Genomic DNA, 15,738 nt, shown 5'->3' with positions numbered 1-15,738 from the left:
CACGCAATAATGTATAAAACCTTCGATTTGTGGAGTTTTCATGATAATACGAATGATTGGAGCAACGATTTCTTCAATTTATACAAAGGTTTAAGTGATAAGGCTAATAAAAAAGAAGACCAACAGTTGGCCAAAAGAGTGCTGAATACGCATCCTTCATTAGCTTTAGAAGCATATACAGGAAAATATGTTAACAAAATTTATGGCAACGCCGAAGTAACATTAGTAAATGACTTACTCACCGTAAAACAACCCAATAATTTCAATTTCCCTTTACAACATTGGAACTACGATACCTTCATGGGAAGCAGTGTTAATTGGTGGTGGGGAAAATCTATCATACAGTTTTCGCTTGATAGTGAAGGAAAAATCGCTGGGTTTTCAATCGATGGGATTATGTATAGTAAGGAGAAAACTACATGATATTATCAGTAAATATTAATCAAATCGTATTTGTAAAATCTAAAATCATAAACTCTCATAAAACCGATTGAATATAAGTATCGTATATAGACTAAACAAAACTTTACTTTATATGCATACTCCAAAAATTAAGATGCTTATTATAGCATCAGTATTCGCCCTGGGTTTCACAATGTTTTCTTGTAAAAAAGAAGAAACTATTAGTATCATAAAACCCGATATTACATTCTTTGCTCTTGTAGATGGCAAGCAGTTAATCAAAATCAACGCCATGAACTCTGCAATGGCATCTGTAACGACTCCAATTACGGGTTTGCTTGCCAGCGATGCCTTGGCAGCAATTGATTTTCGTCCAGCAACAGGTGAATTATACGGTGTAAGTACTCAAAACCGTTTGTATGTCATTAATCAAGAAACAGGTGTAGCAAGAGTAATAGGAGCTGCTGCACTTAATCCAACAATTACTGGTTCGGCAGTTGCTCTTGATTTCAATCCAACTGTTGACAGAATCAGATTGGTAACTAATACGGGACAAAATTTACGTTTACACCCCGAAACAGGAGCCGTTGCAGCAACCGATGGAAATATTAACGGTGGTGCAAGCCCAACCATTGAGTCAGTGGCTTATACCAACAACACGGCAGGTGCAACAGCCACAGTTTTGTTTGATATTGATTCAAAATCTGATAAACTTTACAAACAAGATCCTCCAAATAACGGCACATTGGTTGAAGTAGGTGCTTTAGGCATAGATATTACAATGTCAGCAGGTTTTGATATTAACCCAGCGGGCGATGTTGCTCTTACTGCGGTTATGGTTGGTGGCACTTGGGAGCTTCATCAAGTAGATTTAATGACGGGTAAATTAACCAAATTAGGTAATTTGCCTGCTGGCAATATCAATGGTTTAGCTATCCCAACTTCACCAGTTTCTTATGCCATTGACGAAACTAATAATTTATTGATTTTTAATTTTATAAATATCGGTACACCCATCAGTAAAACCATCACAGGCTTGCAAACTGGTGAAACTATTTTAGGAATTGATATTCGTCCTGCTACTGGACAGTTATATGCTTTAGGAAGCACCAGTCGCTTATATGTTCTAAATACTTCATCTGGTGCAGCAACTGTAGTTGGAACAGCACCATTTGCAACTTTATTGTCAGGAACCTCTTTTGGTTTTGATTTTAACCCTACTGTAGACCGCATTCGTTGTATCAGCAATACAGGTCAAAATCTTCGCCTACATCCTGAAACTGGGGCAATTGCTGCTGTTGATGGTATATTAAACCCAGCAACCCCAAGTGTAACAGCCTCGGCATACACCAATAATTTTGCCGGTGCTACAACCACAGTATTGTTTAATATTGACAGCATGACTGACAAACTCAACAAACAAGATCCACCAAATAATGGCACTCAAGTAGAAGTTGGGGGTTTAGGAATTAATGTTGAAGCTGCGGGCGGATTTGATATCACAAGTCGAAGCGGTATCGGATACGCTGCTCTAAAAGTAGCAGACAAATCTGCTATATATTCAATAAATTTGATGACGGGTGCAGCCACGAAAGTAGCAGATTTACCAAATACTGTTCGTGCATTTACAGTTGGTATAGGATTTTAAGGATGAATAAAATATTTATAGAAACCTCAAGGTGGTATATCTTGGGGTTTCTTTTTGTACCTATGCAATTTTTGACGACTCAATTTTTTGACTTTTTTATTTTTACATACATATCTGCCAATCTTTTTCTACCCCACATTCAACCAATTACCTAAAAACTTCAATTTTCGTTACTGCTTATAATGCATTATTTCATTTTTCTTCAAAATGACGCTCTTGGAAACGGTTTTTTTGAGGAAAACCGTTAATGTAGGTGTTTATACTTATAGATATTTTTGAACTCAATAATGGTGAATTGAATAAAAAAAATGAAGATGATATTACATTAGACTTCCTGCGAAAGTATTTTAAGTCGAAAAACACTTTCGCAGTAAATCTATTATTCAAGTGATTTTCGCTGATAAGTCAAAATCGAAATATCATAAGGCGTGTTTTCACCTGCGTTAAAATCTTTCCGTTCGATAACATCAAAAAGGCTTTCATCAAAAACAGGAAAAAAAGTATCTCCTTCAACGGTTTCGTGAACGAGAGTCAAGTAAATTTTATGTGAAAAAGGAATCGCCAAACGAAAAATTTCTTCGCCACCCAATACGAAAACCTCTTCATCATTTTTGCATTTTTCAAAGGTAGCTTCCAAACTATTAACCAATTCAAAACCTTTATCAACAATATAATCAGCTTGTCGAGAAATCACAAAATTGCCTACTTCCGACCAAATTCGGTGTGGATTATCATAGCTTTTTCGTCCCATAATCATCTTTTTTCCTTTCGTAACTACCCTCAAATTATCCCAATCGGCTGGAATCGGAGTCCAAGGCAAGGCATTATTCAAGCCAATTGCTCGGTTTTTACTCATGGCAGCAATCAATGAAATACAGAGCATTTTGATATTTTTTTAACGGTTTTCTGCAATTATAACACAAAAAAGAAGTAAATTTATTAAGTCTTAACAATTTCATAATGTTTAATTTATCTAACACTGCCAAAACTTTCAGACATTTGCATCAAAATTATAAACACCAATATAATCAATATTAATAACTAAACCCCTAAATCCTATGTTTGGCTTAGAAACCGACATTTTCCTGCTCTTATCTTTTTGTCTTTTGGCCGCTTGTGCATTTGAATTTATCAACGGATTTCATGATACTGCCAATGCTGTTGCAACTGTAATTTACACCAATTCACTTAAACCGACTCAAGCCGTTGTTTGGTCAGGAATTATCAACTTTATTGGCGTTGTTACCGGTGGGGTTGGCGTAGGAATGAGTATTATAAATTTACTTCCAGTAGAACTCCTAATAGACCAAAATGTTTATCATAGTATCGCCATGGTGCTTGCATTATTGTTTAGTGCAATCATTTGGAACTTAGGAACTTGGTATTTTGGTATTCCTGCTTCAAGTTCACATACATTAATTGGTGCAATTTTGGGTGTTGGTTTAGGATATGCACTACTTCCTGAAAATAAAACTGGTATTACAGCAGTAAACTGGGACAAAGCACAGGAAATATTTACAGCATTGCTACTTTCGCCAATGGTTGGGTTTGCTTTGGCAGTTTTCTTGATGTTTGCACTTCGCCGATTATTAAATAAAGAGATAAGAAAACAGGTTTTTGAAGAACCCAAGAAAGACGAAGCTCCTCCATTTTGGATTCGTGCTATATTGATTACAACTTGTACGCTCGTGAGTTTTTTTCATGGTCGTAATGATGGTCAAAAAGGAATTGGTTTAATAATGTTGATTTTGATTGGAATTTTGCCTACTTACTTCGCCATTAATAAAACTATTGATTTTCAGACATTAAAACCTGATTTAGCAATAATCTCCCAAAAAGTTGCTCAAATTGATACGACATTCGCATCAGTGATTGAAAAAGAAAGAATCGCAAAAATCAATGTAAGCCTTTCTTACCTAAACAACCTTGTGGATAGTAATAAAGTTGATAAATCTAACACTTTAGATGTAAGAAAAGCCCTTTTAACTATTAGTAGCAATGCTAAAAAATTAGTTGAAGATGAAGATGTTGTTTTAAGTGATGCCGATAAATTAACCTTAAAAGATATAGCCACTAAAGAAGAAAAAGGCATCAGAAGGTTTACTGACCACGCTCCAATGTGGGTAATTCTCATGATTTCATTGTCACTCGGACTCGGAACAATGATTGGCTGGAAACGTATTGTTGTAACAGTTGGCGAAAAAATCGGCAAATCTCATCTTACGTATGCACAAGGAGCATCTGCTGAGTTAGTGGCTGCAATAACCATCGGTTTAGCTTCATGGTTTAAGCTACCTGTAAGTACAACCCACGCTCTTTCGTCGGGTATTGCTGGTACAATGGTAGCGAGCAAAGGTATTAAAAATTTACAAGCAGGAACAGTTAAAAATATTCTTTTAGCGTGGTTACTTACGCTACCAGTAGCCATTATTCTTTCGGCTTCATTATTTGTATTTTTCCGCTGGCTATTGTAGTTTGGAAATACGATAAGACTTTTGAAAAGGCGAGGCTAATATCCTCGCCTTTTTTTGTTTATAGTTTTGATGTTTTTTTAAATGAGAAATAAAAAGGCGTAATTTTGCACCTCAAAATCTTATTATTTTAACACCAATTATGAATTTCTTCTCAAAACCTCTATTTACAAGGGGATTGATATTTGCTATATTATTTAACCTAACAAAATCTTATGGACAACAAAAGGGTTCACTAATGGATTTTGATACCACGATAGTAAAAAAACTACTTTCAACTATCAAAAAGTATGAATATGTAGGCATCAGTGGTTACATTCAGCCACAGTTTCAAGTCATTCAGTCTGATGGAGCAAAAAGTTTTAATGGAGGTGACTTTCAACCTAATGTCAATAACAGATTTATGCTACGTAGAGGTCGAATTCGCTTCGATTATGCCCGATTTGACAAAAATAATATGCCACAGGTGAACTTTGTTTTTCAATTTGATGGCACTGAAAAAGGCGTTTTTATCAGAGATTTTTGGGGGCGTATCTACGAAAATAGCTTAAATATGTTCTCTTTCACAACTGGTATGTTTGCTCGGCCATTTGGTTATGAAGTAAATTACACATCAGCCGACCGTGAATCACCCGAGCGTGGGAGAATGTCTCAATTATTGATGAAAACTGAGCGTGATTTAGGTATAATGACAACTTTTGAAGCTCGAATAAAAACTAATTTTCTAAAATACATAAAACTTGATGCAGGGCTTTTTAATGGTCAAGGTTTATCGGCTACTACTGATTTTGATAACCACAAAGATTTAATTACCAGATTTTCGATAAAACCGTATAAAATTACACCAAAAATGATTGTTAGCGGTAGTATTTCGGGATTATTTGGTGGAATGGAACAATCAACAAAATACATTTATCGAATGGATGGAAACAGTAATTTCACTGTCGATTCATCTGCAAATAATATTGGCAAAATCTCACCCAGAACCTATTATGGAGTAGATTTTCAACTAAAAATACCAAATCGGAAAGGGCAAACAGAATTTCGTGCAGAATATATTAGGGGGGTGCAAACAGCTACACAAAGCACTTCCGAAACTCCTGGTGGTATCCCAACAAACAATGGCAAACTATCTCCATTGTACATCAGAAACTTCGATGGAGCCTATTTTTATTTCTTGCAACATTTGGGTAGTAAAAAACACCAATTCGTTGTAAAGTATGACTGGTATGACCCAAATAAGAAGGTAAAAGTCACTAAAATTAATACAGGGTTTTCAGGAGCCGACGTTCGGGTCAATACTATAGGCTTTGGCTATGTAGTTTATCCCAACGATAATTTTAAAGTCATTTTCTGGTACGAAATGCCACAAAACGAAAAAACAATATTGCCAGATTACTCAACAGATGTAAAAGATAATAATTTTACATGCCGAGCTCAATATCGGTTTTGACAAAATCTTACTATCGTAAATCGTTTTGAAATCTCTGCAAGATTTTTTTTGTTCAAAATTCACTTCACATATAGAAATAAAAATACTTTTTCATAAATTTGTCTAATAATATTTAGGCAACATCCCGCATGCAAGCATACCACTATGGAAACCTACGGCAAAATCTTAGTAATCGCAACACCTATATTTTTAGGTTTAGTGGTACTCGAAAAACTTTACGGCTATTTTTTCAAAAAACACCCTTTCCAAAATATGGATATGCTTTCGAGTATGAGTTCGGGTTTTACAAACTCGGTTAAAGATATTTTGGGTCTAAGTATAAGTATCTTAACCTACAATTGGATGGTTGCACACTGGACAATCTATAAAATAGAATCAAGCATTTGGGTTTACATAATAGCATTTGTTTCGTTAGACTTGACAGGTTATTTGGTACATCGAATGGCCCATCAAGTCAACTTCTTTTGGAACAAACATGCTATTCATCATAGCAGCGAAGAGTTTGATTTAGCTTGTGCTTTACGTCAGAGTATATCAACATTTGTCAATCTTTTTACTGTATTTTTACTTCCTGCCGCACTTTTAGGTGTTCCTGTGCAGGTGATTGCAGTAGTTGCTCCACTGCATTTGTTTGCTCAGTTTTGGTACCATACCATTTATATTGGTAAGTTAGGTTTTTTAGAAAAAATCATCGTTACACCTTCTCATCACAGAGTTCACCATGCTATTAATCCTGAATATTTGGACAAAAATCATGGACAAATATTTATATTTTGGGATAAACTTTTTGGCACTTTTCAAGAAGAATTACCCGATGTTCCACCTATTTATGGTATCACTCGCCCTGCCAGCACTTGGAATCCGATAAAGATTAATTTTCAGCACCTATGGTTTATGATAAAAGATGCATACTATGCACAAAGTTGGAAAGATAAACTCCGTATTTGGTTTATGCCAACGGGCTGGCGACCAGTCGATGTAGCAGTGCGTTTTCCCGATAAAAAGATAGAAAATCCTTATGATTTCAAAAAATATGCTCCAAAAACCACAGCGGCTATGTCTATTTGGGCATGGGTACAATTCTTCTTTACGATTTTTTTATTGGTTTATTTTTATGGAAATATTGCCAAAATAGGCATGCCAAATATGTTTATTTATGGTGCATTTATCTTTCTAATAGTTTTCAGTTATACCGAATTGATGGACAGAAATCCGTATGCAATTTTGTGGGAAAGCATAAAAAACATACTTGGTTTGTACCTCATTTATTCAACTGGAGATTGGTTTGGTATTAATCAAAAATACGCTTGGGCAAGTACTATTATCGCAAGTTATTTTGTACTGTCAACAATCATTACAGGACTTTTTGTTTGGTTCGAAATTAGTGATGATAAAAAACAAATGGCTTTTTCACAAAATCTGTAAGGGCTGGATTTTTCGGCTCTAAAGGTTCAACTTTTCATGTCCATACTCATAGCCTTGCTTAATAATCTCCTTAATGTCCTTTACATTAAAATCGGTCAATTCAATGTGCAAAGGCTCTTCTGGTCGTATAATAGTCAATTTTATTTTTTTAGTTAAGTTAAACGACCCAATACTTCCATAGCTTTTGGTATAATTTTCTGCCCATTCAATATCGCTATTTTCAAATTGATTGACTGTAATATCTTTTATTCGTTCAATCAAACTAAAAAAACTACGGTAATTGAAATGTTCTAATGATCGATTTTTTGGATGCGTAGCTACGCAATAAATCTCGGTAGCACCATCCTCAATCGCTTTTCGGAGCGGAACAACTTCACGCAAACCCCCATCCATATATGCCTCACGGTGGTCACCGCCAATCTGAATGGCAGGCATTATAAAAGGCAACGAACTGCTTGCCCGAAGATAATCTAAAAAATGATCCTCAAGTGGATTGGCATAGTGCATTTGCCCCGTATTTATATTGACAGTTCCAACTTTTAAATAAATAGGACTACGACGCAAAACCTTTATATCCAAATGTTTTTTGAGCTTTTCATGTAATGGATTTGTGTCAATCAAGCCATCAAATCTACTCAGAAGTGTATCTATTCCGAGCGAAAACTTTGATTTTAGCACTCCAATATCAGAAGGTTGCCTAATATTTTCCAACCAAAACTTTAGCAGTTTTTTGTTGACCAAATCCCAGTCAATCTCTCCTTTTTGAATGAACTGTTTGCCCGCCTCATTGACCATAAATGAGCCATTCAATGCACCCGCTGATATGCCATAAATCATCTCTGGCTTAAATCCAGTATCCAAAATTGCATGAATCACGCCAACTTGCCAAGCCCCTTTCAGCGAGCCCCCACCCAAAACTAATGCCTTCATTTTAACAATAAATTTATTTAAACGCTCATTACTTGAATGAAAAAAAGAATCAACTAAGCCACTAAAACGTTAGATAAGCCTGAAAACCGTATAAATCTTTTAAATCCTGTCATTCTTTTCTCAATTATACGATGAAAATACTTATTTTTGATAAAAAATTTGAAAATTTGCTTTAATGATACCTAATAAATAATTATTAAAATTGATATAATTCAAGAAAAATTTGAATAAAAACATTAAAAAAATATTATTTTCTATTAATCTACTCAATAAGTCAGAATTCAATCGTAAAATTGCACCTTCAGAGCAAAACGTCATTTTGCTCCCTTCTTCATGTCTTTAGATATCAATCAAATACAAGCCCCAATCGAGCAAGATTTGGAAATTTTCGAGAAGAAATTTCGCCAGTCAATGAAGACCGACGTGATGCTACTCGACCAAATAATGAAGTACATTATTCATCGAAAAGGCAAACAGGTACGCCCAATGTTTGTTTTTTTGACGGCTGGCACGCTCGGCACTATCAACGAAGCAACTTACCGTGGGGCTGCTCTGATAGAATTGCTACACACCGCCACACTCGTGCACGACGACGTGGTAGATGACTCTAATTACAGACGTGGTTTTTTTTCTATAAAAGCACTCTGGAAAAACAAAATTGCGGTTTTAGTAGGCGATTATTTGCTTTCACGTGGACTATTACTGAGCGTTGATAATGGAGATTTTGACCTGCTCAAAATTGTTTCTACAGCTGTAAAAGAACTCAGCGAAGGAGAATTACTTCAAATTGAAAAAGCTCGTAAATTAGATATTACTGAAGATGTTTATTATGATGTCATTCGCCAAAAAACAGCTTCTTTGATAGCCTCTTGCTGTGCGGTAGGAGCCGCATCAGTCGGAGTTTCTGCCGAAATTGTTGCCAAAGCCAAACTTTTGGGTGAGAAAATCGGCATGGCGTTTCAGATAAAAGACGACCTTTTCGACTATGGCGATACCGAAATTGGAAAACCAACGGGTATTGACATCAAAGAAAAGAAAATGACTTTGCCTTTGATTTACGCTTTGAACCACGCCACTTGGTCAGAAAAAAGAAATATCATTAATCTTGTGAAAAATCACTCCGAAAACCCTAAAAAAGTAACCGAAGTGATTGACTTTGTAAAAAAATCTGGTGGTATTCAATATACGACCCAAGTGATGAAACGCTTCGTTCAAGAAGCCAACGAAATCCTGTTTACCTTTCCCGATTCTGCTTTCCGAAAATCATTGCACGACTTAGTTCAATTTTCTATTGAACGTACAAAATAAATTAAATATATTGAATATTCTATACTTTCAATATATCACATTATTTCAGATTAAATAGATTATATAAAAAATATTATTATTTCTAAATTTTCAGTATAAAATGAAAATATTTGTTACTTTGTTTATATTGAGTGCATTAGCAAACATTTCAGTTGCTCAGACTATTGATAAGAAAGTAGATAAAGTTCGAATACTTGATTATTTATCAAAACTTCCTTCGGCATATAAAGTAACGATGTCGGTCGAAAGCATTGAAGGAAAAGTATATTTTAGACATAGAGGCGATGAACGAGTACCTTCGGCGAGCGTTATCAAGATTCCGATTTTGTTAGAATTGATGGAGAAAGTCAAAAAACACGAGATAGATTTAGATAAAACTCATACGCTAACCAATGCCGAAAAGGTTGGAGGTTCGGGCATTTTAGCAAATATTCCCGAAGGAAAACAACTCACAATCAGAGAGATTGCCCAAGAAATGATTCGTTCGAGCGATAATACGGCAACCAATATTTTGATTCGTAAAATTGGTATAGAGGCGGTGAATCAGAATTTAGCAAAATTAGACATCACAAAAACTCGCCTAAACCGAGTAATGATGGATAGCGAAGCCGTGAAACAAGGCAGAGAAAACTACATAAATGTGGTGGAAATCAATGCTCTGATGCGGCTTATTTATGATAAAAAAGTGGCAACTCCTACCCTATGCGACGAAATGATAAGTATATTAAAAAACTGTGCAGATACGGCCACAATTCCGAGAAATTTACCAAATGGTCTTATTATTGCTCATAAAACAGGTAGTTTACCCTACGTAAGAGGCGATGTAGCTATTATTTACGCAAAACAGCCGTTTATTGTTTCTATTTTTATTGAAGGTTTTCAAGATGTTATCGTTGCCGAACATGTAATTGGCGATTTAGCTGAGATTTGTTGGAGTGGGTTAAGATAATTTTTTAAAATAAATTTAGTACCTTCGACTTCACTCAGTCACTAAATTTTCGTTAGTCAAACGACTTTTCACCAACACAAAACAATATTGGAGAAACCCGAAAATCCTTCAAACAGAGTAGGGACGGATTGCCGAAAACGTAAAGAGTAGGCATAAATCAATCTATTATATATTCATGAAAAAAAGTATTTATTCTCTGACAATTGGTTTTTGTTTATTACTAAGTAACCTACTTTTTGCTCAAGGTTGGGAAAAAGTTGGGCAAGAGGGTGACTGGAAAAGTACAGCCGGTATTATTTCGATGAATGGTTATCTTTATAGCCTTGAACACAATGGCACACTTTACCGAACTGATAAAAACGGAAAATATGAGCAATTAGGTAAAGAAGGAAGTTTTGCAAATGTGGACTTTGGTGTGGCATTAGATGATGAGATTTGGACTATTGAAAGTGGTAATCTGTATCGCAACGATGCCAAAACTTTGGCTTGGATACAAATTGGTAAATCAGGAGACTGGAAAAATACGGTTGCCGCTGCAGCTATGGATGGTAAATTATATACCATTGAAACCGATGGCACACTGTACGAAACATCTAAAGATGGGTCGTGGAGACAAATTGGCAACAAAGGAGAATTTAAAGACGTAAGTACGCTTCAGGCAATGGACAGCTATTTATGGACAATAGAAGGCGGAACTTTATTCAGAACAAGCATTAGAGCCATGAAATGGGAACAAGTTGGCAAAGCTGGTGACTTTGAAGAGACCATTTCGATGGTTGGAGATAATGGTTTTTTGTGGAGTGTTGAGAAGGATGGAACACTTTTTAAGAATGATAAAAATGGCAACTATATGCAAATTGGTGATAAAGGTTTACTAAAAGAGGTAACAATGATTGCTGCAATGGGTGGAAAACTCTATGTAGTAGAAAATGGAACACTTTATAGAACAACCAATTAAGAAAAAGCATTACTTGTATTGCCCGCTATGCACCAGTTTGGTGTGTGGCGGGCAATATTTGTTTATACTAATTCCAGCAAAATTACCACAAAATATCAAGCACAATACTTATATTTACTGCTTGTTTATTCTTCATTATTTACCTAAACCCCTTCATTAATATTACTATGAAAAAAGCCTTTCTTTTTATCTATGCTCTTCTTTTGTTGAGCTGCAATGTTTCATTTTCGCAAAGTCTCCTTGGTTTTGATGCAAAAAGTGTTCAAAAACAGTTAGATTTAGAAACAGAATTTGACGCTCGCATAAATGCCAAAAACTTACAAGAATGGCTCAAGCGAATGTCGGCTAAACCTCATTATGTAGGCTCTCCACATGACCGAGACAATGCAGTTTTTATGCGAGATTTGTTTCGCTCGTGGGGCTACGAAGCACGAATTGACACTTCTTATACACTTTTCCCAACGCCAAAATTTCGTCAATTAGAATTGGTTAGTCCAACGGTTTTCAAAGCATCATTAGTTGAGCCAACTTTGAAAGAAGATGCTACTTCAAGCCAATTGAAAGATCATTTGCCTACCTACAATTGTTTTTCGAGCGATGGAGATGTAACGGCAGAGTTAGTTTTTGTCAACTACGGTACTCCTGCCGACTACGAAGTATTGGAAAAAATGGGTATTAGTGTGAAAGGTAAGATTGCGATAGTAAAATATGGCAATTCATGGCGTGGACTAAAACCTAAATTGGCCGCCGAAAAAGGGGCAGTTGGTTGTATCATTTATTCCGACCCAAAAGATGATGGCTACGGACAAGGCGATGTTTATCCAGCAGGACCATTTCGCAACGAAAATAGTGTGCAGCGAGGTTCAGTTTTAGATTTGCCAGTGCAACCCGGCGACCCTCTGACTCCAGGCTATGGCCATACTAAAAACGCCAAAAGTTTAGATTACAAAGATGCCCAAACTATCATGAAAATACCCGTGTTGCCTATTTCTTACGCTGATGCTTTGCCTTTGCTCAAAGCAATTGGCGGAAGACTTGCTCCCGAATCTTGGGCGGGACAGTTGCCTATTACTTACCATATTGGACCGGGGCCAGCAAAAGTGCATTTGAAATTGGAGTTCGATTTTAAGGTAGAACCTCTTTTCAACGTAATTGCCGTAATGAAAGGTTCGGAATCTCCCGACCAATGGATTATGCGTGGGAATCACCACGATGGTTGGGTTTTTGGTGCCGCCGACCCATTGAGCGGAATGGTAGCCGTAATGGAAGAAGCAAGAGCTATTGGAGAATTGGCAAAGACAGGTTGGAAACCAAAAAGAACAATTGTGTTTTGTGCATGGGATGGAGAAGAACCTGGTTTGTTAGGTTCGACCGAATGGGCAGAAACTTTTCAAGATGAATTGCAAAAAAAGGCAGTTGTGTATCTCAATTCTGACGGAAATGAGCGTGGATTTTTATATGCAGGAGGCTCGCATACTTTAGAGAAATTTTTTAACCAAGTTTCTCGCAATGTCATTGACCCACAAAAAAATATTAGTGTTTCAGAACGTTTACGTTCAACTTTATTAGTAAATGGTTCACCTGATGGTAAAAAAGAAGCAAAATCTCGCAGTGATTTACGTATCGGTGCATTGGGTTCTGGCTCGGATTTTACGCCATTTTTGCAACATTTGGGTATTTCGGCAATGAATGTTGGTTTTGGTGGCGAAGGTGAAGGTGGCGAGTATCATTCGATTTATGATTCGTATGATATGTTTGTTCGATTCAAAGACCCTGATTTTTCTTATGGTGTAGCTTTGGCAAAAACAATGGGAAGAACGGTTTTACGTTTGGCTAATGCCGACGTGTTGCCCTTTGAATTTCAGAATTTTGCGAATACCATGCAAAATTATGGTGATGAAGTCGAAAAACTACTCGAATCGCAACATAGCAAAACTGAAGAAAACAATCAGTTAGTGAAAGATGGACGTTTTGCCGCCGCCGCTGACCCAACTAAGCCTTTTACTATAAAACTTTTGGACGAGGTGCCCTATATTAATTTTGCTCCTTTGAAAAATGCTTTACTTAGGTTAGAAAAAAGTGCCAATGATTATACTACAGCAAGCAAAAATGCTGATAAATTGAGTGCTGAACAATTGAAACGATTGAACGAAATTTTGTATAAAGCAGAGCGTTCACTCCTATTGCCAGAAGGTTTGCCTATGCGTCCGTGGTATAAACACCAAATTTATGCCCCAGGGTATTATACTGGTTACGGTGTAAAAACCATGCCTTTGATTCGTGAGTCAATCGAACAAAGAAAATGGAAAGATGCCGAAAAAGGCGTAGAAATCACGGCAAAAGTATTGGATAGTTTTACTGCTCAGATTGATTTGGCAGTTGGGTTGTTGATGAAATGATAAATAATAGTCATTAGGCAGACAATCTGCCTAATGACTATTTTATAATACCTGACGATTAGCACAGAAAAAAGTCGTTCGTCCACCTACTTTTGAAATAGTTATTTTCTCACCACATTCAGGGCATTTTCCTATTATATTTTCGGAATTTTGAATTCCCCAACCACGTGCGTGTATCAAAAAGTTTCTTGGGAAATCATCATAATTTGCTTGGGCATCAATCGCCGTTTGTATTACTAAACGCATCGCATCGTAAATCATAACTATTTCATTATCAGACAATTGACTTGATATTCGTTCAGGATGAATCTTTGCGTGAAACAATACTTCGTCCACAATCCAATTGCCAATTCCTGCCACCGTTGATTGGTCGAGCAACACCGATTTTATAGGAGCTTTCTTTTTTATCAAAGTCTTTGAAAGTTCTTCAAGTGTAATTTCTAAAGCATCTTTGTTGATTTTCTTGCCAGAAAGATATTCGTCAATGTCCTCTACAATACCAATTCGCTCAAATTTTCTTGGACACAGAAAACCCAACTTGAAGCCATTGGCAAAACGAAAAATAATTCGAGCAAAACGAGGTGTATCTTCGTCATCTTTAAAATACGCCAAATCTCCCGTCATTCCGAAATGAAAATGCAGCCAATAGGAAGCATCCAATTGGGCAAATAGGTTTTTACCTACCCGTTTTGTACCTATAAACTGGCGACTTTTGAGTTGTTGAACGAGCGTGTCATAATCGGTCGTAAGAAGTTTGGTATCTTCCACATAAACATCGCTGATGGGTTGATACAAACTTGTTTCTTCAAAATAACGGCGGTAAGTTTCTACTTCGGGGAGTTCGGGCATAATGGCTATTTTTTATTTATATTTAACCTATTTCAAAGCCTTTTGTTCAATCAATCATTCCCACAACTATCACTTATTAATGCGAGTTGCGTAGTGTTCTAAAAGTAAAACCCTTCAAAAATATGGTAATTTTGGTTTCCAAACTTAAATTTTCCTTACAGATGAAAGATTTTACAATCTCAATTTACTGTTTTATTGACGATTTATTGTCAAAAATAGACAACAAAGAGTCTGATAAAAGACGAAAATTGAGCAATTCACAGGTAATAACCACTGTTATTTTATCAGGGAAATACTTTTATGGAAATCAAGCATCAGCGTGTGCATATTTAGAGGCTCACTATGGTTTAAAGATGCCAGATAAAAGTAATTTTAATAGAATTTTGCATAGCTTGACTGATTTAAAGGTTTCACTATTTAACTTTTTGGGTTTAATTTTCAAAGAATTGAACTTACAAAGTGTTTATATTATAGACCGCACGGGCGGCCCCGTCATTTCCTGTTGCTGTTTGCAAAAATATCCGAATTTCTCGTTCTAAACTTGTAAGGGGCGAGGAGTTTAGAGGATATAATACATCAAAAAGGGAGTATTTTTATGGGTTCAAAGTACATCTTATTACTACTGGAGATGGGATTCCTGTTGAATTTATGGTTACTGCTACTGTTGTTCACGATAACACTACTTTTCAAGGAATGGATATAAATTTACCCAAAAACAGTGATTTGTACGGTGATGCAGCATATATTAACAAAGAACATAAAGAATTTCACGAAAAATTCAATGGAATTAGACTCAAAGCCGCCACAAAGAAAAACTCATTAGAGAAAAATACTTGGGCGGAAGAACTCGAAAACAGATACTATCGAAAAACTATTGAAAATACATTTACCGATATTACGGCTAAGTTTCCTAAAAAGATTCATGCCGTAACAGCAAAAGGTTTTT

The 15,738-nt window shown here is 36.1% G+C and carries 14 protein-coding genes; 11 read left to right on the top strand and 3 right to left on the bottom strand.

Annotation, left to right across the window (positions count from 1 at the left end; all coding sequences use genetic code 11):
- A partial coding sequence (locus ACH2CJ_RS18995) for a DUF3471 domain-containing protein (protein WP_394995340.1) occupies positions 1-423 on the top strand: 423 nt, incomplete at its 5' end.
- 172 nt (positions 424-595) lie between these two features.
- Complete coding sequence (locus tag ACH2CJ_RS18990) at positions 596-2,050, top strand: DUF4394 domain-containing protein (protein WP_394995337.1); 1,455 nt, start codon at positions 596-598, stop codon at positions 2,048-2,050.
- A 379-nt stretch (positions 2,051-2,429) separates the two neighbouring features.
- Here ACH2CJ_RS18990 and ACH2CJ_RS18985 read toward each other — a convergent pair whose 3' ends face one another.
- Positions 2,430-2,933 carry a dihydrofolate reductase gene (locus ACH2CJ_RS18985; RefSeq protein WP_394995334.1) on the bottom strand — a complete coding sequence of 168 codons (504 nt, stop codon included), beginning with the start codon at positions 2,931-2,933 and terminating at the stop codon, positions 2,430-2,432.
- A gap of 175 nt (positions 2,934-3,108) precedes the next feature.
- Between ACH2CJ_RS18985 and ACH2CJ_RS18980 the strand changes: the two genes are divergently transcribed.
- From ACH2CJ_RS18980 to ACH2CJ_RS18970, 3 genes are all read left to right on the top strand, one after another.
- Positions 3,109-4,524 (top strand): inorganic phosphate transporter, encoded by a 1,416-nt coding sequence (locus ACH2CJ_RS18980; RefSeq protein WP_394995331.1) that lies wholly within the window; start codon positions 3,109-3,111, stop codon positions 4,522-4,524.
- A 235-nt stretch (positions 4,525-4,759) separates the two neighbouring features.
- Entirely contained in the window at positions 4,760-5,974 is a 1,215-nt protein-coding gene (locus ACH2CJ_RS18975; RefSeq protein WP_394995328.1) for a porin, read from the top strand.
- A gap of 144 nt (positions 5,975-6,118) precedes the next feature.
- Positions 6,119-7,399, top strand: coding sequence for a sterol desaturase family protein (locus tag ACH2CJ_RS18970; protein ID WP_394995325.1), 1,281 nt, complete (start codon positions 6,119-6,121; stop codon positions 7,397-7,399).
- An 18-nt stretch (positions 7,400-7,417) separates the two neighbouring features.
- Here the strand turns inward: ACH2CJ_RS18970 and ACH2CJ_RS18965 are convergent, their stop codons facing one another.
- The gene (locus ACH2CJ_RS18965) at positions 7,418-8,329 is read right to left on the bottom strand and encodes a patatin-like phospholipase family protein (protein WP_394995323.1); all 912 of its coding nucleotides are present in this window, start codon (positions 8,327-8,329) and stop codon (positions 7,418-7,420) included.
- Positions 8,330-8,662: 333 nt separating this feature from the next.
- Between ACH2CJ_RS18965 and ACH2CJ_RS18960 the strand changes: the two genes are divergently transcribed.
- From ACH2CJ_RS18960 to ACH2CJ_RS18945, 4 genes are all read left to right on the top strand, one after another.
- A complete protein-coding gene (locus tag ACH2CJ_RS18960; protein WP_394995321.1) occupies positions 8,663-9,637 on the top strand; it encodes a polyprenyl synthetase family protein in 975 nt (324 codons plus the stop codon).
- 100 nt (positions 9,638-9,737) lie between these two features.
- A complete protein-coding gene (locus ACH2CJ_RS18955) occupies positions 9,738-10,586 on the top strand; it encodes a serine hydrolase (protein WP_394995319.1) in 849 nt (282 codons plus the stop codon).
- A 175-nt stretch (positions 10,587-10,761) separates the two neighbouring features.
- Positions 10,762-11,544 (top strand): hypothetical protein, encoded by a 783-nt coding sequence (locus ACH2CJ_RS18950; RefSeq protein WP_394995317.1) that lies wholly within the window; start codon positions 10,762-10,764, stop codon positions 11,542-11,544.
- 167 nt (positions 11,545-11,711) lie between these two features.
- Positions 11,712-13,943, top strand: a complete 2,232-nt coding sequence (locus ACH2CJ_RS18945) for a M28 family metallopeptidase (RefSeq protein ID WP_394995314.1) — start codon at positions 11,712-11,714, stop codon at positions 13,941-13,943.
- Positions 13,944-13,985: 42 nt separating this feature from the next.
- On the opposite strand, the gene ACH2CJ_RS18940 is transcribed toward ACH2CJ_RS18945, so the two are convergent.
- Entirely contained in the window at positions 13,986-14,792 is an 807-nt protein-coding gene (locus ACH2CJ_RS18940) for an Fpg/Nei family DNA glycosylase (RefSeq protein WP_394995311.1), read from the bottom strand.
- Positions 14,793-14,953: 161 nt separating this feature from the next.
- On the opposite strand from ACH2CJ_RS18940, the gene ACH2CJ_RS18935 reads away from it, so the two are divergent.
- A complete protein-coding gene (locus ACH2CJ_RS18935) occupies positions 14,954-15,331 on the top strand; it encodes a hypothetical protein (protein ID WP_394995308.1) in 378 nt (125 codons plus the stop codon).
- The coding region (locus ACH2CJ_RS18930; protein WP_394995343.1) for a transposase at positions 15,312-15,738 on the top strand (427 nt) is incomplete at its 3' end. The genes ACH2CJ_RS18935 and ACH2CJ_RS18930, both read left to right, overlap by 20 nt.

It is taken from the genome of Emticicia sp., from assembly GCF_043780375.1.
Classification (GTDB): domain Bacteria; phylum Bacteroidota; class Bacteroidia; order Cytophagales; family Spirosomataceae; genus Emticicia.
Note: the sequence above shows the minus strand (reverse complement) of the source record. Positions and strands in the feature narration are given on the sequence as shown.